The sequence below is a fragment of the Hyphomicrobiales bacterium genome, from assembly GCA_002869065.1.
In the GTDB taxonomy this organism is placed as follows: domain Bacteria; phylum Pseudomonadota; class Alphaproteobacteria; order Rhizobiales; family Rhodobiaceae; genus Rhodobium.
On the sequence record PKTR01000005.1, the window covers coordinates 144,666 to 167,140 of the forward strand.

A 22,475-nucleotide genomic window follows, 5' to 3' on the forward strand; every position below is an offset into this window, starting at 1 on the left:
CTTACTGGCTGTCGCCCGACATGCCGGACATGCCGCTCTGGGCATCGCTGGCCGCATCCTTGACCGCGTCAGCCGCATCCGACGCGGTGTCGGCGGCCGCGTCAGCAGCGTCGCCCGCCGCGTCCTTCACGGCTTCGGTGGCTTCGCTCGCCGTCTCTGCCGTGGCCTCGGCCGCATCGCTGGCCGTTTCCTTGGCAGCTTCGGCGGCATCGCCGGCAGCTTCCGTCGTCGCCTCGGTGGCTTCGCCGGCGGCATCGGTCGCGCTCTCGGTCACGCCCTTGACTGCGTTCATTGCCTTTTCACCGGCGTCCTTCGCGGCGTCCATGGCCTCGCCGGCGCTCTCCTTGGCCGAATCCATCGCCTCGCCCGCCGCCTTGGTCGCGTCGTCGGCAGCTTCTTTCGCAGCATCCATGGCTTCGCCGGCCGCCTTCGAGGCGTCTTTCGCCGCTTCCTTGGCCATTTCCTTGGCCGCTTCGCCAGCCGCCTTCGCCGCTTCACCGGCGGCTTCGGCCGCTTCGCCGGCCTTGTCCATCGCTTCGCCGGCCTTTTCGACGGCTTCCTGCTTCGCCTCGCCTGCCGGAGAGGCTTTTTCGGCCTCCGTCTTGCTCGAATCGTCACAACCGGCAAGCGCAACGGCCGCAACGAACATCAGTGCCAGAGTTTTCTTCAAAATTGCCTCCAATGGTTTCTGAATAGCCCGGTTTTAAGCAGTTTTATGTTTTTCCAGCCACAAAACACGCTGCAGCCGGTCACCGGAAAGTCAAAACAATGCCCCCATCGACACCGTTTCCTCAATTTGAACAGTGATCCGCCAAGAATACGGTGATTTTTCGGCGCTTTGAGGCGGAGAAATTGCGCCAAGTGTCGCGCCAGAATGTCACTTCATCATGACGAAATGGCACATCGCCGAAATAGTTCGCCGGCGAATCTCGAAAACTGCACCGGTTTTTTTGAGAGCCCCACCTATCGGCGGGCAACCCGCGTCCGCCGGCTGGCCGCGACGGTTGCAACCACGGCAACCGCAAAGAGGATCATTTCAAGATCCACCGATTCGCCGAGCAGCACTGCCGAAACGCCGAGCGTGACGAAGGTCTGCAGCAATTGCACCTGCCCGACGCGCGCCACGCCGCCAAGCGCCATACCCGCATTCCAGGCGAAGAAGCCGAGAAACATGGAAAAGAGGCCGAGATAGGAAAACGCCGCCCACACCGAAAGCGGCGCCACGGCATAGGCCGGTTGCCAGAGGATCAGCGTCAGCGGCAGGCTGATCGGGAACGCCAGCACCAGCGCCCAGGAAATAACCGCCCAGCCGGGCATGGTTCGCGCCAACGCGCCAGACAGCGCGTAGCCGACGGCCGCGCTCGCCCCGGCTGCGAGCAACCAGAAATCGCCGGCCGCGAACCGCATGCCGCCTTCGCGCAATGTAAACGCGATCACCAGACAGGCACCGACCGCACCCCAGCCCCAGAAGGCGGGCGACGGACGCTCACCGGCGAACAACAGCGCCGCAATGCCGGTCGCCAGCGGCAGCAGACCGAGCACCACGCCGCCATGCGCGGCCGGCACGCTCTGCATCGCCAGCGCCGTGAAGGCGGCAAATCCGAAGGCGGTGCACGCGGCGACCACGGCGAGGCGCGGCCACTGCCCGCGTTTGGGCAAAGGCGCACGCATCGCGATCACGGTGAAGATCGCGCACGTTCCTGCCAGCGCCGCGCGTCCGGCCGTGATGAACCAGGGATCGAAAGCCTCGAGCGCGAACCGCGTCATCGGCAGGGTGACGCCGAAAATGACGACGCCGACAAAGCCGAGGAAAAACCCCAAAAGGTCGCTGCCGCGCGTTTCCTCCGCCCCGACTTCGACTGTCATATGCCTGATCCGCCTGTCGCCCGCAAATGTCGCGGCGGACTGTAGGCGGGACGGAACCGGCCGGCGAGTCACTTATTGTCGGGCCGACAAATCGCCTCTCTCCCTGCGCCATTTGCCCGCACACTTGCGGCCGAAAATGCAGTAAACTTCGGGCATGTCGATTTGGGAAAAACTGGGCGCCGTGATCGCCGCCATCGGGAGTGGTGGCCAGAAGGTCATCGACAGCGTGGTGAGCGCCGTCACCGGCGGGAACGACCGCCAGCCGGTCGCCTTCACCGTGTCGATGATTGCGCTAACCGCGAAGATGGCGAAGGCCGACGGCATCGTCACGCCCGACGAGATCGACGCCTTCCGCGAGCTGTTCGAAATGCCGCCCGGCGAGGAGCGCAACGTCGCGCGCCTGTTCAATCTCGCCAAGCAGGACGTCGCCGGCTACGAGTATTACGCCAACCGTATCGCCAGGCTGTTCGCCGACGACGTGCAGACCCGTGAGGACATCCTCGACGGCCTGTTTCACATCGCCAAGGCCGACGGCATCCTGCACGAGGCGGAACTCGCCTATCTCGAGCGGGTCGCCGAGATCTTCGAAATCGGCGCAGCGCATTTCCGCTGCATCAAGGCGCGCCACGTCGGCGCCGATGCCGCCGATCCGTACATGATCCTCGAAATCGAGCACACGGCCGGCGACGACGAGGTGAAGCGTCATTACCGCAGGCTCGTTGCCGAGACCCATCCGGACCGGTTGATCGCTCGCGGCGTACCGGAAGAATTCGTGCGCATCGCCAACGACCGGCTTGCCGCGATCAACGCCGCCTGGGCGAAGATCCGCGCCGAACGAGGCATCTCGTGAGCGCGTCCCCCGCCAGCAGTTTCTCGCCGGACAGCGCATGCGTCGATGCGGTGCGCCCGTCGCCCAATTTCGGCCCGCGAAAGGGCTGCGGCCAGGCCGATATCCTGCTGCTGCACTATACAGGCATGGTGACGGGCCCCGCCGCGCTCGACTGGCTGGTGACGCCAGAAAGCGGCGTCTCCTGCCACTATTTCGTCGACGAAGACGGTACCGTCACGCAGCTTGTCGCCGAAGCCGACCGCGCCTGGCATGCCGGCGTCTCGTCATGGGCCGGCATCACCGACATCAATTCCCACTCGATCGGCATTGAGATCGTCAATCCGGGCCATGAATTCGGCTATCGCGAATTCCCTGAAGCACAGATCGCCGCCGTCGTCGAATTGTGCCGCGACATCGTCGCGCGAAACGGCATCGCCGCCGACCGGGTGCTCGGCCATTCCGACGTCGCCCCCGCCCGCAAGACCGACCCGGGAGAGAAATTCCCCTGGAGCCGGCTCGCCGCCGCCGGCGTCGGCCTGTGGCGCGAACCCGCCCCGATCGAGGCCGGCCCGCAACTGAGCGAGGGCGACAGCGGACCGGACGTCTTCACCCTGCGCCGCCGCCTGCGCGCCTTCGGCTACGGGCTTGGCGAGGGCGACATCTACGACCCGGAAACCGCGCTTGTCGTCGCCGCCTTCCAACGCCATTTCCGCACCGCGAGGATCGACGGCGTCGCCGATCTCTCGACGCTCGAAACTCTGACACGGCTCGAGGCGGCGCGCGCCGAAGCGCTTTCCCTCTCCCCGCCAGCCACCGGCGTGTAACGCGCTTCTCCCGCTTTCGGGAGTATTCCCTCTCGGCGGTTGAAGATGTCGTGACCCGGCGTGATTTGCGCGAACACCCACCGCGCTTTAGCTCTGACGTCAGATTGGAACGACGGAGCAGCACCAATGCTGATCAAGATCCCCCGCGGATGGGAATTGCCGGAACGCCTCGCCTCGCCGCCTGAAGCGGTCTTCAACCGCCGCCGCTTTCTGGAAGCGAGCGGTCTGGTTCTTGGCTCCGCCCTGTTGACCGGCTGCGGTGACAGCAGCTCCAGCGCCGGCGTGGCCGAGAGCGATCTTCCGGCCGATCCGAGCGCCGGCCTCTACCCGGTCGAGCGCAACAAGCGCTTCATCGTCAACCGGCCGATCACCAAGGAAAGCGTTGCCGGCAGCTACAACAACTTCTTCGAGTTCGGCTCGCACAAGCAGATCCAAGCCGCCGCCTCTCACCTGCCGATCCGCCCCTGGGAACTCCGCGTCGAAGGCGCCGTCGAAAAGCCTTTCACCATCGCCATCGACGAACTGCTGGCCAAGATGCCGCTCGAGGAGCGCGTCTACCGGCTGCGCTGCGTTGAAACCTGGGCGATCACCGTGCCGTGGTCCGGCTTCCCGCTTGCCGAGCTGGTCAAGCTCGCTCGCCCGCTGTCGAACGCCAAATACCTGCGCATGGAAACCTTCATGAATCCGGAGGTCGCGCGCTCGCAGAAACAGAGCTGGTATCCCTGGCCTTATGTCGAGGCACTGACGATGGCCGAGGCGACCAACGAGCTGGCGTTTATGGTCACCGGCGCCTACGGCAAACCGCTGGCGCGCCATTTCGGCGCCCCGCTGCGCCTCGCCGTGCCGTGGAAATACGGCTTCAAGTCGATCAAGTCGATCACCCGCTTCGTGTTCGAGGAAAAGCGCCCGACCACATTCTGGGAAGCGGTCGACGCCCGCGAATACGGCTTCTGGGCCAACATCAACCCGAAGGTGCCGCATCGCCGCTGGAGCCAGGCCAGCGAGCGCCTGCTGCCCACCGGCGAGCGCCGCGATACGCAGCTTTTCAACGGCTACGCGGCCTTCGTCGCCGACCTCTATCCCGACCTGACCGACGAGACCTACTTCCGCTAAAACGTATCCCCGAACCGCAGGACCGCGTAAGCGAACAGTGGGAGCCGGTTTTCGGGACAGAATCCGCGAAAGGAAAAAGTGGAGGCGTTTCACGCGACTCAATAATCACGGGGAACACTCAACGCGAGCACGTAGGCGGCCCGTTTTTCATGCAACGCACAATCGTTCGTGATTGATATTTAGGCAGGATCAACGCGCACGCATTTCCGGCAAACAGAATTCCACCACTCCGGTGGAACCAAAATGCCCGAGCCATGCCGCGCGCGCATGACCAAGGCCCCCACAAGACCAAACCACTAAAGAACAGCCCATGAATAGGACAAAGGTCTCATAGTCTTTTGCCCTTCCCCTAGGTCAGGCATAAAGACAAAAAAATACCGGGCCCTAGGGGCCCGGTAGTCAATTGTCATACCGAAGTATGAGCCAATCACTTTACAGAGGGGAACAGCTGGAAGCAGTTATCGCCCAAAGGGAGGAGAGAGACGACACTTGCGATCAGCTGAAAAACAATATGGGTTATTTGATCTGCTTAATCCATAAGCAGAAACGCATAATTGCTATGCAATTATTGCAGAGGACATGCGACTTTCCGCTAAAGGCACGGAAGCCCATGAAAAACTTGGGGAAATTGGGGTTTTTGCCGGCCTAGAAGGTCCAGCGCTCGGCTTTTGTCACCAGAAAGTCCCGGAACACCTTGATACGAGCGGTGTTCCGCAATTCCGACGGATAGACAAAATACGTATCGAAAACGGGTACATCTGCCCCCGGAATGAGCTGAACGAGCCCCGAATCGACTTCAATCAGATAGTCCGGAAGCATTGCGATGCCGACCCCGTGCTGCACCGCACGCTTGACCGCGACGATATTGTTGATGCGCAAGACCGCCGTGCGCGGATCGTCCGGATCGCGTCCGGCGCTCTCCAGCCAGTTCATTTCCCGCAAGTAAGCCGGCGCATTTTCCCCGAACGTGATCAGCCGGTGATCGTCGAGATCGGCGACCGATTTCGGATTGCCGAAGCGCTTCAGGTAACGCGGCGCCGCATAGAGATGGAAGTGGACCGAAAACAGCTTGCGCTGGATCAGGTCGGGCTGCACCGGCTGGCGCAGCCGGATGGCGACGTCAGCCTCGCGCATGGAAAGGTCGAGTTCCTGATCGGCCAGGATCACTTCGAGCTGGATATCGGGATAGAGCTCGACGAACTCATCGAGCCGCGCGGTCAGCCAGGTCGAGCCGAGGCCGACCGTCGTGGTCACCCTGAGCTTACCCGAGGGGCGTTGCTTTGCATCCGTCAGCCTGGTTCGCACGGCATCAAGCTTGAGGAACACCTCACGCGCGGTGCGAAACAACAATTCGCCCTGCTCGGTGAGGATCAGGCCGCGCGCATGCCGGTGGAACAGCGAAACGCCGAGTTCCTGTTCCAGCGTGCTGACCTGACGGCTGACCGCCGACTGGCTCATCGCCAGGCTCTCGCCGGCGCGCGTGAAACTGCCCGCCCGCGCCGCAGCGTGAAAGATCCTCAGCTTGTCCCAGTCCATGGGCTTTCCCCTCTTTCGCCCCGGGCGGTCCGGCTGGCGCGGAAAAGACCGCGGCGCTGCCGTGGCGCTGCTATGCGGTCACACCCTGTTCGGCGAGATATTTCTCGGCTTCGAGGGCTGCCATGCAGCCCATGCCGGCGGCCGTAACCGCCTGCCGGAAGATTTCGTCGGTGACATCGCCGGCGGCAAAAACGCCGGGCACATCGGTCGCCGTCGAATCGGGCGCCGTCCAAATATAGCCGGTTGGCTTCAATTTGACCTGATCTTTGAACACTTCGACGGCCGGCGCGTGGCCGATGGCGACAAAAATGCCGTCGACAGCGATATCGTTGGTCTCGCCGGTCTTGATGTTCTTCAGCCGCGCGCCGGTCACCGACGGCGGGATGCCCTCATTGCCGAGCACCTCGTCGAGCACGCTGTCCCAGATCACCTCGACCTTTTCGTGGTCGAACAGGCGCTGCTGCAGGATGCGCTCTGCGCGGAACTCGTCGCGGCGGTGAACGATCGTCACCTTGGCCGCATGATGCGTGAGATAGAGCGCTTCCTCGACCGCCGTGTTGCCGCCGCCGATCACCAGAACGTGCTTGCCGCGATAGAAGAAGCCGTCGCAGGTGGCGCAGGCCGAAACGCCGAAGCCCTTGAACTTGTCTTCGCTTTCAAGGCCGAGCCAACGCGCCTGCGCACCGGTCGCGATGATCAGCGCGTCAGCGGTGTAGGTATCGCCGGAATCGCCCACCAGCGCGAACGGCTTCGCCGTCAGATCCGCCGTCTCGATCGTATCGGCAACGATCTTGGTGCCGACGTTCTCGGCCTGCTGGCGCATCGCCTCCATCAACTCCGGACCCTGGATCGGATCGGCAAAGCCGGGATAGTTCTCGACCTCGGTGGTGATGGTGAGCTGGCCGCCCTGCTGAATGCCGGCAACGAGCGTCGGCTCCATCATCGCCCGCGCCGCATAGATCGCCGCGGTGTAGCCAGCCGGCCCGGACCCGACGATCAGAACCTTCGAATGATGAGTAGCCATTGTCGGCCTCCTTGCAATGTCGTGCAGCTGCGCGCCGGAAACGGCTGCGCAGAATGTTGGCGGGAACTGTTACCGGAACTCTATCACCGCGCAACCGCACTGGTCACGCCGAATGGCGCGCCGATAGCGTATTCCCGAACCGAAGGTCCACGGACGCGAACAGTGGGAATCGGTTTTCGGATAAGAATACGCGCCAAAGAACGGCGCGTTCCGGCAATCGAACTTGCTTGCGATATAGGAAGTCGGCGCGTGCCGCGAAAGGGCCTAGGCTCAGGCGTATTTCGCCGCCGCCCCGCACAGCCGGATTTCGGTCTCCGACAGCACCCAGCCATCGAGCACCCGCACCTCGCCAGCTGCGAAATCCGCCGCGCACTGATCCTGCAGCAGGCTGCGCCGGTCGCCGGGACAGGTGGCATTGGCCGCGGTCTGCAGCAGTGGCCGCGCCTCCAGAAAGCGGTCGAGCGCGACATCCTCGATCAGCTCGGGATGCATCGCGAGCACCCGCTCGCCGACACCGCGAGCCGCCGCCCGCAACGCCTCGTCATCGAGACCGGCGAAGAAGTCCGGCGTGTTGCGCGGCACGAAGCGGCAGGCGAGCAGCGTGCCGCCATAGCCGACAACGGCAATAGTCCCCACCCCTGCCAGTCCAAGGAAAACCCGTCGGGTCAGTTTCGACATCGTTTGACTCCCCAGAGGTGTTGAAGGTTACAGGCCCGGCCGCAACGCCCACTCGCCGAGATGATCGGCAAGGCGGACGGCAAGCGCGGTGATGGTGAGCGTCGGATTGGCCGTACCGGCGGTGGTGAACACCGAACTGCCGGCCATGTAGAGGTTCTTCGTCGAGTGCACCCGGCAATCCTTGTCGACAACGCCCTGTTTGGGGTCGTCATGCATGCGGGTCGTGCCGATGTGATGGTAGCCGGTGAAGATGTCGTCACGGCTCGGCGGCACATCGAGGCCGAGCTTGACCCGTCCGAGGCCGGCTTCGCCGATCGCGATACCGATCAGCTCGTGCGTCCGGCGCAACGACATAAGATCGTCGTCGGAGATCCGCCAGTCGAGCGCGGCGCGCCGCATGCCGAACTTGTCCGTATCCTCGCCGAGCAGCACCCGGCTGTCCGGGTTCGGCGCCTGTTCCGCGTCCTGCTTGAAATTGACCGTCTTGATCGTGCCCGCCGGCTCGAACTTGCGGCGGATGTGGCGTGTCACCCCGGTGATCACGCTGCCCGGATTCTCCGCCACCATGCACAGCCGCGCCGTGAACTGGTCCGGCTTGTTGCCCTTGGCCAGCGCCTTGGCGATCGAGGAGAAGGCGAGCCAGGCGTGATCCCGAAAATCGTCGTTGAAGCTTTCCGTCTCCCACACCGGCGACAGGAACGTGGTGTTGTTGCGCAGCTTCTCGCTCTCGAGCACCGCCGGCGGCAGCTTCAGCCCGACCGAAACCGGCACGCCGTCGACCGCCTGGTCGCTGTAATAGTCGAGATTGAGCTGCAGATCCGCCGGAACGAACTCGCCGAGCGTGCAGTTCAGATGGTCCATGAAGTAGCGGCCGACGAGGTCGTTGCCATTGCCGATACCGGCCGGACGCGCCTTGGTGAAGTTGAGCAGGAGGCGGGCGTTTTCGACACCGCCGGCCGCGATCACGAAATTCGCCGCTTCGATGCGAACGGTCTTGCCGCCAAAGCTCTTGATCTCCGCACCGCCGATCACGCCATCCTCGCCGATATCGAGGTCGGTCAGGTTGGCATGGAAGAAGGCGTTGATCGTCTTCGCATCCTTGATGTCGCCGAGATAGGTGTCGACGAACCGGGTCGGCGGGCTGTTCTTGTAGGCCGTATCGACCACCTTGGCGGGATCGAGCGGCAGCGGCTTACCCTCGCGCTTGCCGTTGTATGCCGCGCTGTCATAGGCGTAGGCCCCGAGCTCCAGATAGGGCTGGGCGCGCTCATAGAACGGATCGAGATCGGCGCGGGTGATCGGCCAGCCGCTATGGGCGATGGCCTCGCGCTTTTCGAAGTCGATCGGATCGAGCGGCGCGCAAAGACCGGTCCAATGGCCGGTGGTGCCGCCGAACTGGCGCAGCCGCGAATAGGCCAGGTCGGTGTTCTGGTTGCCGACCAGCTCGCCTTCGTAGATTTCCTGCGAAGGGTCTTCATACTCGAGGCCGCCGCCCTCGAGCAGAATGCAGTCGATGTTGCGTTTGGCCAGTTCGAGCGCGATCGTGATGCCGGCGGCGCCCGCCCCGACGATACAGACCGGGGTCTTCAAGACCGCGCCGTCGTCTACGCTTTCAAGATCGGTGAGCATGCTTCCCCGTCCGGTCGCAAATATCCGCGTCGAAAGGATCGAAGTCGGATTGCCTCAATTTAGGCACCGACTATAGACGCGGCATCTAAACGCCGGCTTAAAGCGATCCGCGCACGCGAAAGCCGGGGCGCGTGGAAATTTCCTTGGGGTTGTCTGCGCGAAGCGCGTAGGAATCTTACCGGATTTTGTTAGTATCTTGCCCGTAGCGGCTGGGCGACCAACATATCGAGCCACCGCGCACCCTCGCCTGGAGATCGCCGGTGAAACTTCGCCTCGACGCCATTGACTGGAAAATCCTCAAGGAACTGCAGGAAAACGGCCGCATCACCAATGTGGAACTGGCCAGCCGGATCGGCATTTCCGCGCCCCCCTGCCTGCGCCGGGTGCGCTCGCTGGAAAAGGACGGCGTGATTCGCGGCTACCGCACGCTGGTCGACGAAAAGGCACTCGGCTACGACGTCACCGCCTTCGCCATGGTCGGGCTCGCCAGCCAGGCCGAAGCGGATCTGATCGCGTTCGAGGAAAAGGCCCGCAGCTGGGATGTGGTGCGGGAATGCTGGATGCTGTCCGGCGAGGTCGACTTCATCCTGCGTTGCGTCGCCACCGATCTGCAGAGCTTTCAGAACTTCGTCATTCAGGATCTTGCCGCGACGCCGAATGTCGACAGCGTGCGCACCGCCCTGACTATTCGCAAGTCTAAGGATTCGACCGGCGTTCCGATCACCGCCGGGGAATAATCCCGGCAACGCCGCCCCCGACGCACGAACGGCCGCCCGGAAGGCGGCCGCTGCGGAACTGTCGAGACAGGGCGGAAACGCCGCGTCAGATCGCTCAGGAGAACTTGACTTCGAGGATCTCGTAGGCGCGCGAGCCGCCCGGCGTCGTCACCTCGACGGAGTCGCCCACGCTCTTGCCGATCAACGCGCGAGAGATCGGCGAGGAGATCGACACCTTGCCCTCCTTCACGTCGGCCTCGAGATCGCCAACGATCTGGTAGCGCTTTTCCTCGTCGGTATCCTCGTCGACCAGCAGCACGGTCGCGCCGAACTTCACCGTGTCGCCACCGAGCTTCGACACATCGATGACCTCGGCGCGCGACAGCACGTCTTCGAGTTCCGCGATGCGGCCTTCATTGTGGCTCTGGGCTTCCTTGGCGGCGTGGTATTCCGCATTCTCCGAGAGATCGCCGTGGGCGCGCGCTTCCGAGATCGCCTGAATGATACGCGGGCGCTCTTCAGAGGTAAGGCGCTTCAACTCGACTTCTAGTGCCGAGTGGCCGCCGGCGGTCATGGGAACTTTGATCATCCGTCGTTGACCTCACTTCACGCGGGGCGCTGCCAGCGCGCCGCTTTCGTAAAGACGGGTTTTCGTTGCCGCCCCTCCCGAGGCGGCCCCGTCGCGTTATCGCTTATCGACCGTTGCTGAAATAGGCTTGCAAGGGTCGGACTTCCAGATTGCCGGCGGAATACGCCTCGATCCCCTGCGCCGCAGCAATCGCGCCCGAAAGGGTCGTGTAGTACGGCACCTTGTGCAGAAGCGCAGCGCGCCTCAGCGACCGGCTGTCGGCCAGCGCCCGGGCACCTTCGGTGGTGTTGAAGACCAAGACAATCTCGCCGTTCTTGATAGCATCGACGATGTGCGGCCTGCCTTCAAGCACCTTGTTGATCTTGGTGGCGTTGACGCCGTTTTCGATCAGGTAGCGCTGCGTGCCGCCGGTCGCGACGATCTCGAAGCCGAGCCGCGAAAGCGTGCGGATCGAGTCGAGGATCAGCGGCTTGTCGCCATCGCGCACCGAGACGAACACAGCGCCCTCCGTCGGCACCTTCGTGCCGCCGCCGAGCTGCGACTTGGCAAACGCGATCGCGTAGTCGCGGTCGAGGCCCATGACCTCGCCGGTCGAGCGCATCTCGGGGCCGAGCACCGTGTCGACACCGGGGAAGCGGGCGAACGGGAAGACGGCTTCCTTGACCGCGATATGGTCGAGCGCGTTCGGATTCGGCCGATCGCCATATGCACCGATCGCGGCATCGAGCTTCTCGCCCGACATCACCCGCGCGGCGATCTTGGCAACCGGAATGCCGATCGTCTTGGCAACGAAGGGCACGGTGCGCGAGGCGCGCGGATTGACCTCGATGATGTAGATCTCGCCGTCCTTGATCGCGTACTGCACATTCATCAGGCCGCCGACCTGCAGAGCCCGGGCAAGCGCCTCGGTTTCCTGCTCGAGCGTGGCCAGGGTCTCTTCGCTGAGCGAATGCGGCGGCAGCGAGCAGGCCGAGTCGCCGGAGTGGATACCCGCTTCCTCGATGTGCTCCATGATGCCGCACACGAAGACGTCCTCTCCGTCGCACAGCGCGTCGACGTCGATCTCGACCGCGCCCGACAGGTAGGAGTCGAACAACAGCGGATTGCGCGCCAGCACCGCGTTGATCTGGCCCGTCTTGTCGTTCGGATAACGCAGCCGGACGTCATGCGGCACCAGTTCCGACAGCGTCTGCTGGACGTAGGTCTCGAACGCGTCGTGATCGCGCACGATCTCCATCGCCCGCCCGCCGAGCACGTAGGACGGCCGGATGACGACCGGGAAGCCGATCTGCTCGGCAACCATGCGCGCCTGCTCGATCGAGTAGGCAACCGCGTTCTTCGGCTGCTTGAGGTCGAGCTTGGCGAGAAGCTTCTGGAACCGGTCGCGGTCTTCCGCGAGGTCGATGGCATCTGGCGAGGTGCCGAGGATCGGCACGTCGGCCTGCTGCAGCGCTTCGGCGAGCTTCAGCGGCGTCTGACCGCCGAACTGCACGATGACGCCATGCAAGGTGCCCTTCGACTGTTCGGTGCGCACGATCTCGAGCACGTCTTCCGCCGTCAGCGGCTCGAAATAGAGCCGGTCGGAGGTGTCGTAGTCGGTCGACACGGTCTCCGGGTTGCAGTTGACCATGATCGACTCGTAGCCGGCGTCGCCCAGCGCAAAGGCCGCGTGGCAGCAGCAATAGTCGAACTCGATGCCCTGGCCGATGCGGTTCGGACCGCCGCCGAGGATCATCACCTTCTTGGCGTCCGACGGCTGGGCTTCGTTGGCCGGAGCACCGGCGAACGGCACCTCGTAGGACGAGTACATATAGGCCGTCGGCGAGGCGAACTCGGCCGCGCAGGTGTCTATGCGCTTGTAGACCGGATGGACGCCGAGTTTGGCGCGCAGCGCCGCGACGTCGCGTTCTTCCTGCAGGGTGAGACCGGCGAGGCGGGCATCGGAGAAGCCCATCGCCTTGAGCTCGCGCAGCGCGCCCGGCGTCTGCGGCAGGCCGTGTTCCTTGACCCGCGCCTCGGTATCGATGATCGCCTGAAGCTGTTCGATGAACCAGGGATCGATGGCGCAGGACTGGTAAATCTGCTTGTGGTCGACGCCGAGCCGCAGCGCCTGTGCGACCTTCAACAGACGATCCGGCGTCGGCGTGCCGAGCGCGGCGCGGATGGCGTTCTTGTCGTCGCCCTGGCCCAGCCCCGGAATCTCGATCTCATCGAGACCGGTCAGTCCGGTTTCCAAGCCGCGCAGCGCCTTCTGCAGGGATTCGGCAAAGGTCCGGCCAATCGCCATCACCTCGCCGACCGACTTCATCGCCGTCGTCAGCGTCGGCTCTGCGCCCGGGAATTTCTCGAACGCGAAGCGCGGAATCTTGGTCACCACATAGTCGATGGTCGGCTCGAAAGCGGCCGGGGTCGCGCCGCCGGTAATGTCGTTTTCGAGTTCATCGAGCGTGTAGCCGACCGCAAGCCGCGCCGCCACCTTGGCGATCGGGAAGCCGGTCGCCTTCGACGCCAGAGCCGAAGAGCGCGACACGCGCGGGTTCATCTCGATGACGATCATGCGACCGGTCTCCGGATCGACGGCGAACTGCACGTTCGAACCGCCGGTCTCGACGCCGATCTCGCGCAGCACCGCCAGCGAGGCGTCGCGCATGATCTGGTATTCCTTGTCGGTCAGCGTCAGCGCCGGCGCCACCGTGATCGAGTCGCCGGTGTGCACGCCCATCGGATCGATGTTCTCGATTGAGCAGACGATGATGCAGTTGTCGTCCTTGTCGCGGACGACCTCCATCTCGTACTCCTTCCAGCCGAGCACCGATTCCTCGATCAGCACTTCGTTGGTCGGCGAGGCGTCGAGGCCGCGGGCGACGATGTCGACGAATTCATCATAGTTATAGGCGATGCCGCCGCCGGTGCCGCCGAGCGTGAAGGACGGACGGATGATCGCCGGCAGGCCGATCTCCGACAGCGCGATCAGCGCTTCGCCAAGGCCGCGCCACTGGTAGCGCCGCCGCCGTTCGCTTTCTCCGCTGTGCCAGTCGCGCTCGAGCGCCGACAAGCGCTCCGCCTTTTCGGCATCGCTCGCATCCGACTCCTCGACCCGCGCGCGCTGCTCGTCGTAGCGGTCGCGATCCGCCTGCTTCAGCGTCGAAGCGTTGGCGAGGAACGATTTGGGCGTCTCGAGCCCGATCTTCTTCATCGCGTCACGGAACAGCTCGCGGTCTTCCGCCTTGTCGATGGCTTCCGCCGTCGCGCCGATCATCTCCACATCGTACTTGTCGAGCACGCCATTGCGGCGCAGCGACAGGGCACAGTTCAGCGCCGTCTGGCCGCCCATCGTCGGCAGGAGCGCGAAGCCCCGCCCTTCGGGAACGTTTACGCGTTCCTTCTCGATGATCTTGGCGACCACTTCCGGCGTGATCGGTTCGATATAGGTCGCGTCGGCGATCTCCGGATCGGTCATGATCGTGGCCGGATTGGAGTTCACCAGAACGATGCGGTAGCCCTCGGCGCGCAAGGCCTTGCACGCCTGGGTACCGGAATAGTCGAACTCGCAGGCCTGGCCGATGACGATCGGGCCAGCGCCAATGATCAGGATCGTGTGGATGTCCGTACGTTTGGGCATGCTGTTATTCAGTACTTTCTCGAGACGACAGGACCGCCATTTGAAACGAGCGCACAGGAGACCCCGGCACGCGGGCGCAACCGGGGCTCAAAAGATGCAATGTTCTCGGCTAAACCGGCCTTATAGGGGAAAAGACCTCATTTAGAAACCCCGTGCGGCCCTCACTTCCCCAACTTCGCGCAGCTTTTTCGCATATGCACAATAAGTCGCGCCCGACACGCCGGAAAACACCCCCGGTCAGTGCGAATGCGGCGGCACTTTTTTCGCCAGCTCGCGGCGCTGCACCTTGCCCGACGGCGTACGCGGAAGATCGTGCACGAACACCCAGCGGCGTGGCCGTTTGTATTCGGCGAGCCGGGCATGACACCAGTCGTTGAGCTCGCCCTCATTCGGGTGCTCGTCGCCATTCGGCACGACAAAGGCGGTGATCAGGCGGATGCCGTCGCGCACCTCGGTTTCGGTGACGGCGACGTCGTGGACGAGCGGATGCCCGGCAAGCGCGGCCTCGACCTCTTCCGGCGCGACCCGATAGCCGAACGCATTCATCACGTCGTCGGCGCGGCCCTCGTACCAGACATAGCCGTCGGCATCGATGCGAGCGCGGTCGCCGGTGCGGAACCACTCGCCGAGGAAGGCCTCGTCGGTGCCGGCCTCGTCCTGCCAATAGCCGAGCATCAGCCCCGGGTCGGACCGGTGCACGCACAACAGCCCCGGCTCGTCGGGGCCGAGCACCGTGCCGTCCGCCTCTTCGCTGAGGATGGCGACGTTGCGGCCCGGTTGCGGCCGCCCCGGACTGCCGGGCCGGGTCGGCGTTTCCGGGCCAGACGAGATGTAGGTCGAGATCTCGCTCATCCCGAGCGCCTCGTAAAGCGGCCGCCCGGTCTTCTCCAGCCATTCGGCATGCATCGAGGGCCGCAACGCCTCGCCCGCCGTCAGCCCGTGGCGCAGCGACGGGAACGAGTGGCTGCCGATATGGCCGTATTTCAGGATCCGCCGGTAGAGGCTCGGCACCGCGGCGAACAGCGTCGCGCCGGTGCTCTCGAGCAGCGACGGCCAGACATCGGGATCGCGATGACCGGTATAGACGATCGAGGTTGCGCCATTCGCCCACGGATCGGTCAGCCCGACGCCGAGCGTGTAGGTCCAGTTGAACGCCCCGGCATGCAACAGTACGTCGTCCGGCCCGATGCCGTACCAGCCGCGATACATCGGCCGCCGGCCAAAGGCCGAACGCTGCGCGTGCAACACGCCCTTCGGCTTGCCGCTGGTGCCCGACGTATAGACGAGGAACGCCGGATCGTCCGCCGCCGTGTCGGCATAGCTGCCGCGCGCGGCCTTGTGCAACGCTGCGATCCCCTCGGAGCCGAGCCGCCCGACGCCCGCGCGTTCAGCCGGCAATGGCGTGTGATCGTCATGCACCACGAGCCGCGCGCCGGAATCGATCAACAGCTTGTCGCATTCCCCGGACGTCAGCTGCGCCGAGGTCGGTACCGGCACACATCCCGCGGCAATCGCGCCGAAGAACACCAGCGGGAACTCCGGCGTATTGCCGAGGCGAAGCAGGAGTCGGTCGCCCCGCTCGACGCCGCGTTCGACAAGGCCGGTGGCGATGCGCAGCACCGCGTCTTCGATCTCGGCAAAGGTGAAGGTCACTTCCGGCGCGGCGGCCGGCTCGGAATAGACAAGCAGCGCCGCCTTTTCGGGATGTTCCGACGCGGAACGGGCAAGGACGTATTCGGCGAGATTGAAGTGCGACGGCAGCATGGCGAGCTCCGGACGGCGCGCTCAGTCCTTGATCGCGCCCTTGACGTTGGCGTGAGCCGGATCGGTTTCGAACGCCTTCACCGCCTCGTCGTAGCGCGGATCGATGGTGCCGAACAGCCGGTCGAGATAGGAGAAGTGGTTGGCGAAATTGGTGTTGAAGTGCGCGTGGTGCTGATCGTGAAACACCGTGCACACGCCGATCGACGGCCAGCGCGCCGACTTGCCGGCGAAGTGCTCGAAGCCGCAATGGCCGAACATGCCGTTGAAGTGGTCGAACAGACGATGCGCGATCAGAACCTCGGGCGGGATCGGCAGCACGAACACGATCCACAGGAAGTAGCTCTGCATGGCAAACGCATCGAGCCAGGTGTCGTAGTAGTTCGACCACACCGTCGGCGCGACCGCCGTGTGATGCAGATGGTGGATCTTGTAGAACGGCTTCAGATGCACGAAACGGTGCGCGAAGTAGAACCAGGCATCGAACAGAATGACGGACACGACGAACATGCCGACCGCCGACCAGATGGTGAGCGGCAGCGGCGTGATCGTCCAGCCCTGATGCTGCGAGAACAGGCCGAAGGCGAGGCAGCCCGCCGTGACCAACAGCGACGACAGGCTCTGCAGGATTTCCTGCTTCGTGCGCGTGTTCTTCCGGGTCTTCTGGATGCGCCGCTCGGGATAGCGGTTGTTGATCGCAGTGATGAACAGTCCGCCGCCAAGATAGAGCGTGACGAAGCCGAAATAGGTCGCGGCATAGATCAGAAGAAACGTAATCAACGAGTCCATGACATCTCTCGCTAATCGAACACGCGCCGCTCCGGGAGCGCATCACCCCCACGTCACGAACCCGATCCGCCAACCGGCAGGGCGTGCCCGGCCCGGCTTGGCCAGGTCGGACTTTTTGGCGTCGGACTTACCGGGTCGGAACCGGCGTCTCGCCGCGATAGTCGTAGAAGCCGCGGTGGGTCTTGCGGCCGAGCCAGCCTGCCTCGACATATTTCACCAGCAGCGGACAAGGCCGGTACTTGGTGTCGGCGAGGCCCTCATAGAGCACCTGCATGATCGACAGACAGGTGTCGAGGCCGATGAAGTCGGCCAGTTGCAGCGGCCCCATCGGATGGTTGGCGCCGAGCCGCATCGCGGTGTCGATCGCCTCGACCGAACCGACACCTTCGTACAGGGTGTAGATCGCCTCGTTGATCATCGGCAGCAGGATGCGGTTGACCATGAAGGCCGGAAAGTCTTCCGACACCGCAACCGTCTTGCCGAGCTTGTGCGAGAACGCCTTGATCAGCTCGAAGGTTGCATCGTCCGTCGCGATACCGCGCACCAGCTCGACCAGCTCCATCAGCGGAACCGGGTTCATGAAGTGCACGCCGATGAAGCGTTCCGGACGATCGGTCGTCGCCGCAAGCCGCGTGATCGAGATTGACGAGGTGTTGGTGCCCAGAATCGTGTGCTCCGCCAGCAGCGGGCAGACCTGCGCGAAGATCTTGCGCTTGACGTCCTCGTTCTCGGTCGCCGACTCGATCACCAGATCGGCGATCGCGGCGTCTTCGAGCTTTGCCGTCGGCTTGATCCGGGCGAGCGCCGCCTTGCGCTCGTCTTCCGTGATCGTGTTCTTGGCCACCTGCTTGGCCATGTTGCCGTTGATGGTGGCAAGCCCAGCCTCGATGCGCTCCACCGAGATGTCATGCAGGGCGACATCGTAACCGCCAAGCGCGCAGACATGGGCGATACCGTTGCCCATCTGGCCCGCACCGATAATGCTGACTTTCTTGATCTCGCTTACCATGACCGAACCGTTTCCCTGTCGTCGTGCGAACAGCCGCCGGCGCCATTTTCGCTCTTTGGCGGCCTAGAAACAATCACCTCCGACCGGCTTTGTCGAGCCGGCCGGAGGTTGTTTTCGTTGCACCATTGCCGCAGCCGGCAACGGCAAGGCCCTGCCGGGCCGATTGGAGAGCCGTTCAGCCCTTGATCTTGTCCAGCTCGCCCTCGAGCTCGGGCAGTGCCTGGAACAGATCGGCGACGAGGCCGTAATCGGCGATCTGGAAGATCGGTGCTTCCTCGTCCTTGTTGATGGCGACGATGACCTTGGAGTCCTTCATGCCGGCGAGGTGCTGGATGGCACCCGAAATACCGCAGGCAATATAGAGTTCCGGTGCCACGACCTTGCCGGTCTGGCCGACCTGCAGGTCGTTCGGCGCGTAGCCCGCGTCGACGGCCGCACGGCTCGCGCCGATGGCAGCACCCAGCCTGTCGGCGACTGGCGTGATGACGGTCTCGAACTGCTCCTTGGAACCGGTGCCGCGACCGCCGGAAATGATGATGCGGGCCGAGGTCAGTTCCGGACGCTCGGATTCCGAGAGCTTGGCGCCGACAAAGGACGACAGGCCCGGATCGGCGGCAGCCGACACGGTCTCGACGGCGGCCGAACCGCCCTCGCCCGTTGCCTGGAAGCCGGCGGTACGCACGGTGATGACCTTCTTGGCATCGCCCGACTTGACGGTCTGGATGGCGTTGCCGGCATAGATCGGCCGCTGGAAGGTGTCGGCACCCTCGACCGCGATGATGTCGGAAATCTGCATCACGTCGAGCAGGGCAGCAACGCGCGGCATGATGTTCTTGCCCGCGGTCGTGGCCGGCGCGACGATGGCGTCGTAACCCTCGGCGATCGAGACGATCAGCGCGGCGGTCGGTTCGGCGAGCCGGTGCTCAAGCGCCGCATCGTCGGCGAGCAGCACCTTGGAAACGCCCTCGAGCTTGGCGGCCGCATCGGCCGCCGCAGCGGCACCCTGGCCGGCGACGAGGATATGCACGTCACCACCGAGTTCGCGGGCAGCCGTCAGCGCCTTGTTAGTCTGATCGCTCAGCGCGGCGTTGTCGTGTTCGGCGAAAAGAAGCGTGGTCATTGTCTGGTCTCCGTTCCCTTCGCGCGCCTTAAAGGACGCCGGCCTCGTTCTTGAGCTTGTCGACAAGCTCCGCGACCGAGCCGACCTTTACGCCGGCTTCGCGCTTCGGCGGCTCGACGGTCGTCACGACCGAGAGGCGCGGCGCGATGTCGACGCCGTAGTCGTCCGGCGTCTTCATGTCGATCGGCTTCTTCTTCGCCTTCATGATGTTCGGCAGCGACGCATAGCGCGGCTCGTTGAGGCGAAGATCGGTGGTCACCACCGCCGGCATCGAAATCTTGATGGTCTGCAGACCGCCGTCGATTTCTCGGGTCACTTCGGCCGCATCGCCATCAATGGCGAGTTCGGAGATGAAGGTGCCCTGCGACCAGCCGAGCAGCGCGGCCAGCATCTGGCCGGTCTGGTTGGCATCGTCATCGATCGCCTGCTTGCCGAGAATGACGAGGCCCGGGGCCTCGGCTTCGACGACCTGCTTCAGCAGCTTGGCAACGCCGAGCGGCTCGACCGTCTGGTCGGTCTCGATCAGGATGCCGCGGTCGGCGCCCATCGCAAGGCCGGTCCGGATCGTCTCCTGCGCCTGCTTCGGGCCGATGGAGACGAGAACGATCTCCTCCACCTTTCCCGCTTCCTTCAGACGAATCGCTTCTTCAACGGCGATCTCGTCGAACGGATTCATCGACATCTTCACGTTGGCCAGGTCGACGCCACTGCCATCCGGCTTGACGCGAACCTTCACGTTGTAGTCGATCACCCGTTTGACAGGCACGAGGATCTTCATGGTCCAGAACCTCCTTGGCCGCACCGCGGAGCGTCTGCGATGCGGGATAAGTTTGACTTAGAAAACCGGGTTCGCGCCGGTCCGTCGCCATGCGGCGGTGCGGTCGCTGCCCGATGAAAACGCCCGCGACCGTACTGACGGGCCAACAGGGTGTCAACGGCGGAACGCGACAGGAATACGCCTGTTTCCGCCCTCGCGGCAATTCGACCAACAGCGCCCCCGACCATAGTCTTAGCGCTTTCGCTGCACCGCACCCAAACCCGCTGCGCCAAGCCCCCGGAAATGCTACGGCAGGCAATCGCAACGAAAAAGCCGGCCGGGTTGCCCCGGCCGGCTGTTTTTCTCACCAGAGCGGCGGCGGCAAAGGCCGCCGCACAGCCCCGGAGATCAGTCCTTCTTGCCGTAACGTTCCAGCACGGCCTCGGCGTGGCGCCCGGTCAGCTCGGCCAGATGGTCGAAGCGGGTGACGAAGGAGCCGACGCCCTGCGTCGCCGAACGCAGCTCGATGATCAGGCTGCGCACCTCGTCTTCCGGCATCATCGCCCGCACCTCGTCCCAGCCCGGCCAACCCGGACGGGCATCGAAGCCCATCAACTGGCCGCGCCGGCCCGACACGATCGCGTTGATCCGCGCCGTTGCCTCGCTCGGGCAGTAGATCGTCACGTCGAGGATCGGTTCGAGCAGCACGGGATTGCACTGCGCCATGCCCTCGCGCATGGCGATCTGCGCCGCCATCTTGAAGGCCTGATCCGAGGAGTCGACCGTGTGGTAGGAGCCGTCGGTCAGCGTCACCGCGATGTCGACCACCTCGAAGCCGAGCGGACCCGACTTCAGGAAGTCGGCAACACCGTGCTCGACCGAGGGGATGTACTGCTTCGGCACCACACCGCCGGTGATCGTGTCGGAGAACACGAAGCCTTCGCCACGCGGCAGCGGCTTGATGTCGAGCACCACGTCGCCGAACTGGCCGTGGCCGCCCGACTGCTTCTTGTGCCGACCGCGCAGGCTGACCTTGCCGCGGATCGTTTCCTTGTAGGGAATCGACGGCTCATGCCGCTCGACCGTGATGCCGTACTTGCTGTTCAGCCGCTCGAGCACGACGCGCAGATGCATCTCGCCCTGACCGCCGACGACGGTCTCGCCGGTTTCCTGATTGTGGGTGATCTTGAGCGAAGGGTCTTCCTCGACGATCTTGGCGAGCGAGGCCGACAGCTTCACCTCGTCCTTGTGATCGGTCGGGCTGACCGCCATCAGCAGCACGGGCTCCGGCGGATTGAGCGTGACAAAGTCGGCAACGCCGTCCTTTTCGTCGCTCAGCGTCATGCCGGTCTGTGCCACGTCGAGCTTGCCGAGTGCCACGGTTTCGCCGACGTCGGCCGCATCGCGCTTGGTCACCTGCTGGCCCATGATGCGGAACACGCCCGAAACCCGGCTGTCTGTGCCGTCGGTTGCATGAAACACCGTGCCGTCGGCCACCTTGCCGGCGAGCACACGGGCGACCGACATCTTGCCGCCATGCGATGTGTGGATGGTCTTCATCACCTGCACCACGGTGCCGGGCATATCGGTCGCGCCGAGACGTTCCAGCGTCTGATCGATACCCGGCGCCTCATGCCGCAGCGCTTTCAGCAGGCGGAAGATGCCATTGCCGCCTTCGGCAGACCCGATGAACACCGGGCAGATCACACCGTCACGCAGTTCATCGACGAGATCGTGAAACACGACGTCGGCCTTCGGCTGGATATCCTCCAGCAGCTGTTCCATCAGCTCGTCGTCGTAGTCGGCGATCTTTTCCAGCATCGAGAAGCGCGCCTCGACCTCGCGGGCGCGTTCGGCATCGGGGATCTCAACGACCTCGCTCGCCGCATGCTCGTGGTAGACGAAGGCGCGTTCGAGCGCGAGATCGATGAAGCCGGTGGCAATGCCGTCCTTCCAGATCGGGATCTGGCGCAGCACCAGCGGCGTTGCGCTAGCTTGCTGCAGAACCTCGAGGGTTTCGCGCACGCCGTGATCGGCCTTGTCGATCTTGTTGAGGAACAGGACATGCGGAACGTTGCGATCGTCGAGCGCCTTCAGAATGACCTGCAAGGCCGGCAGCTTCTTTTCGTCGGCTTCCGCGACCACGATCGCCATGTCGACGCCGGCCAGAACGCCGTCGGCTTCCGACAGGAACTCGACCGAACCGGGGCAGTCGATGAACGTATAGGTGTCGTCCATGAAGGTCATCTCGGCGACATTCGCCTCGACGCTCATCCCATGGGCGCGCGCTTCGGGAGACCCGTCACCAACCGTATTGCCGCCGGCGATCGTTCCCTGCCTGTCAGTGGCCCCCGTGCGTGCGAGGATGGCCTCGAGCAGAGTGGTCTTGCCGCTCGCGAATGGGCCAACCAGCGCAATGCACCGGGGCCCAGCTTCTCTGCCGTTGCCGTCTCCCATGATACCTACTCCTTGTTCTTGTCGCTTCTTGTCTGAAAACGCCCCACGGGACCGTGGCGGCGGATGTGGCCCGGAAAGACCCGTGCCTTGCGCGCGATGCTGGCGCTAAGGCCGGCGCGAAACTCATCGTCTCAGTCTGAAAGGCATCGCGCAAGA

Annotated in this window: 18 protein-coding genes and 1 pseudogene; 5 read left to right on the forward strand and 14 right to left on the reverse strand. The window is 64.1% G+C overall.

The annotated features are described in order from the left end of the window. Positions 1 to 304: 304 nt before the first annotated feature. Positions 305 to 670, reverse strand: a pseudogene (locus C0606_14680) (hypothetical protein). 293 nt (positions 671 to 963) lie between these two features. Next, complete coding sequence (locus tag C0606_14685; protein PLX36520.1) at positions 964 to 1,866, reverse strand: EamA/RhaT family transporter; 903 nt, start codon at positions 1,864 to 1,866, stop codon at positions 964 to 966. Positions 1,867 to 2,020: 154 nt separating this feature from the next. Between C0606_14685 and C0606_14690 the strand changes: the two genes are divergently transcribed. The 4 genes from C0606_14690 (at position 2,021) to C0606_14705 (ending at position 5,281) form a co-directional block, all read left to right on the forward strand. Then, positions 2,021 to 2,716 carry a molecular chaperone DjlA gene (locus C0606_14690; GenBank protein ID PLX36521.1) on the forward strand — a complete coding sequence of 232 codons (696 nt, stop codon included), beginning with the start codon at positions 2,021 to 2,023 and terminating at the stop codon, positions 2,714 to 2,716. Further along, on the forward strand, positions 2,713 to 3,519 hold the full coding sequence (locus C0606_14695; protein ID PLX36522.1) for an N-acetylmuramoyl-L-alanine amidase: 807 nt from the start codon (positions 2,713 to 2,715) through the stop codon (positions 3,517 to 3,519). The genes C0606_14690 and C0606_14695 overlap by 4 nt, the downstream gene beginning before the upstream one ends. Before the next feature lie 126 nt (positions 3,520 to 3,645). After that, a complete protein-coding gene (locus C0606_14700) occupies positions 3,646 to 4,632 on the forward strand; it encodes a protein-methionine-sulfoxide reductase catalytic subunit MsrP (protein PLX36523.1) in 987 nt (328 codons plus the stop codon). Positions 4,633 to 5,050: 418 nt separating this feature from the next. Next, entirely contained in the window at positions 5,051 to 5,281 is a 231-nt protein-coding gene (locus tag C0606_14705; GenBank protein ID PLX36524.1) for a hypothetical protein, read from the forward strand. Here the strand turns inward: C0606_14705 and C0606_14710 are convergent. The 4 genes from C0606_14710 to C0606_14725 form a co-directional block, all read right to left on the reverse strand. Further along, a complete protein-coding gene (locus C0606_14710; protein PLX36525.1) occupies positions 5,278 to 6,168 on the reverse strand; it encodes a LysR family transcriptional regulator in 891 nt (296 codons plus the stop codon). The genes C0606_14705 and C0606_14710 overlap by 4 nt on opposite strands. A 70-nt stretch (positions 6,169 to 6,238) precedes the next feature. Further along, entirely contained in the window at positions 6,239 to 7,192 is a 954-nt protein-coding gene (gene trxB, locus C0606_14715) for a thioredoxin-disulfide reductase (protein PLX36526.1), read from the reverse strand. A gap of 270 nt (positions 7,193 to 7,462) precedes the next feature. After that, positions 7,463 to 7,870 (reverse strand): hypothetical protein, encoded by a 408-nt coding sequence (locus tag C0606_14720; GenBank protein PLX36527.1) that lies wholly within the window; start codon positions 7,868 to 7,870, stop codon positions 7,463 to 7,465. Positions 7,871 to 7,897: 27 nt separating this feature from the next. Next, entirely contained in the window at positions 7,898 to 9,499 is a 1,602-nt protein-coding gene (locus C0606_14725) for a GMC family oxidoreductase (protein ID PLX36528.1), read from the reverse strand. A 260-nt stretch (positions 9,500 to 9,759) separates the two neighbouring features. Here C0606_14725 and C0606_14730 point away from each other — a divergent pair, with 260 nt between their 5' ends. After that, positions 9,760 to 10,236, forward strand: a complete 477-nt coding sequence (locus tag C0606_14730) for an ArsR family transcriptional regulator (protein ID PLX36529.1) — start codon at positions 9,760 to 9,762, stop codon at positions 10,234 to 10,236. 94 nt (positions 10,237 to 10,330) lie between these two features. Here C0606_14730 and C0606_14735 read toward each other — a convergent pair whose 3' ends face one another. From C0606_14735 to C0606_14770, 8 genes are all read right to left on the reverse strand, one after another. Next, the gene (locus C0606_14735) at positions 10,331 to 10,804 is read right to left on the reverse strand and encodes a transcription elongation factor GreA (GenBank protein PLX36530.1); all 474 of its coding nucleotides are present in this window, start codon (positions 10,802 to 10,804) and stop codon (positions 10,331 to 10,333) included. A 103-nt stretch (positions 10,805 to 10,907) separates the two neighbouring features. Then, entirely contained in the window at positions 10,908 to 14,426 is a 3,519-nt protein-coding gene (locus C0606_14740; GenBank protein ID PLX36531.1) for a carbamoyl phosphate synthase large subunit, read from the reverse strand. A gap of 237 nt (positions 14,427 to 14,663) precedes the next feature. Next, complete coding sequence (locus tag C0606_14745; protein PLX36532.1) at positions 14,664 to 16,190, reverse strand: AMP-dependent synthetase; 1,527 nt, start codon at positions 16,188 to 16,190, stop codon at positions 14,664 to 14,666. 21 nt (positions 16,191 to 16,211) lie between these two features. Continuing rightward, positions 16,212 to 16,976, reverse strand: coding sequence for a desaturase (locus tag C0606_14750; protein PLX36533.1), 765 nt, complete (start codon positions 16,974 to 16,976; stop codon positions 16,212 to 16,214). A gap of 127 nt (positions 16,977 to 17,103) precedes the next feature. After that, entirely contained in the window at positions 17,104 to 17,985 is an 882-nt protein-coding gene (locus C0606_14755) for a 3-hydroxybutyryl-CoA dehydrogenase (protein ID PLX36534.1), read from the reverse strand. Positions 17,986 to 18,160: 175 nt separating this feature from the next. Beyond that, entirely contained in the window at positions 18,161 to 19,105 is a 945-nt protein-coding gene (locus C0606_14760; protein PLX36535.1) for an electron transfer flavoprotein subunit alpha, read from the reverse strand. 28 nt (positions 19,106 to 19,133) lie between these two features. Beyond that, positions 19,134 to 19,883 carry an electron transfer flavoprotein subunit beta gene (locus tag C0606_14765; protein PLX36536.1) on the reverse strand — a complete coding sequence of 250 codons (750 nt, stop codon included), beginning with the start codon at positions 19,881 to 19,883 and terminating at the stop codon, positions 19,134 to 19,136. A gap of 387 nt (positions 19,884 to 20,270) precedes the next feature. Further along, positions 20,271 to 22,319 (reverse strand): elongation factor G, encoded by a 2,049-nt coding sequence (locus tag C0606_14770; GenBank protein ID PLX36537.1) that lies wholly within the window; start codon positions 22,317 to 22,319, stop codon positions 20,271 to 20,273. Positions 22,320 to 22,475: the final 156 nt, after the last annotated feature.

Bases quoted from the DNA above. Each gene is read 5' to 3' on its own strand.
- C0606_14685 (PLX36520.1), bottom strand. From the start codon at position 1,866: ATGACAGTCGAAGTCGGGGCGGAGGAAACGCGCGGCAGCGACCTTTTG.
- C0606_14690 (PLX36521.1), top strand. From the start codon at position 2,021: ATGTCGATTTGGGAAAAACTGGGCGCCGTGATCGCCGCCATCGGGAGT.
- C0606_14700 (PLX36523.1), top strand. From the start codon at position 3,646: ATGCTGATCAAGATCCCCCGCGGATGGGAATTGCCGGAACGCCTCGCC.
- C0606_14705 (PLX36524.1), top strand. From the start codon at position 5,051: ATGAGCCAATCACTTTACAGAGGGGAACAGCTGGAAGCAGTTATCGCC.
- C0606_14710 (PLX36525.1), bottom strand. From the start codon at position 6,168: ATGGACTGGGACAAGCTGAGGATCTTTCACGCTGCGGCGCGGGCGGGC.
- trxB (PLX36526.1), bottom strand. From the start codon at position 7,192: ATGGCTACTCATCATTCGAAGGTTCTGATCGTCGGGTCCGGGCCGGCT.
- C0606_14720 (PLX36527.1), bottom strand. From the start codon at position 7,870: ATGTCGAAACTGACCCGACGGGTTTTCCTTGGACTGGCAGGGGTGGGG.
- C0606_14725 (PLX36528.1), bottom strand. From the start codon at position 9,499: ATGCTCACCGATCTTGAAAGCGTAGACGACGGCGCGGTCTTGAAGACC.
- C0606_14735 (PLX36530.1), bottom strand. From the start codon at position 10,804: ATGATCAAAGTTCCCATGACCGCCGGCGGCCACTCGGCACTAGAAGTC.
- C0606_14740 (PLX36531.1), bottom strand. From the start codon at position 14,426: ATGCCCAAACGTACGGACATCCACACGATCCTGATCATTGGCGCTGGC.
- C0606_14745 (PLX36532.1), bottom strand. From the start codon at position 16,190: ATGCTGCCGTCGCACTTCAATCTCGCCGAATACGTCCTTGCCCGTTCC.
- C0606_14750 (PLX36533.1), bottom strand. From the start codon at position 16,976: ATGGACTCGTTGATTACGTTTCTTCTGATCTATGCCGCGACCTATTTC.
- C0606_14755 (PLX36534.1), bottom strand. From the start codon at position 17,985: ATGGTAAGCGAGATCAAGAAAGTCAGCATTATCGGTGCGGGCCAGATG.
- C0606_14760 (PLX36535.1), bottom strand. From the start codon at position 19,105: ATGACCACGCTTCTTTTCGCCGAACACGACAACGCCGCGCTGAGCGAT.
- C0606_14765 (PLX36536.1), bottom strand. From the start codon at position 19,883: ATGAAGATCCTCGTGCCTGTCAAACGGGTGATCGACTACAACGTGAAG.
- C0606_14770 (PLX36537.1), bottom strand. From the start codon at position 22,319: ATGGGAGACGGCAACGGCAGAGAAGCTGGGCCCCGGTGCATTGCGCTG.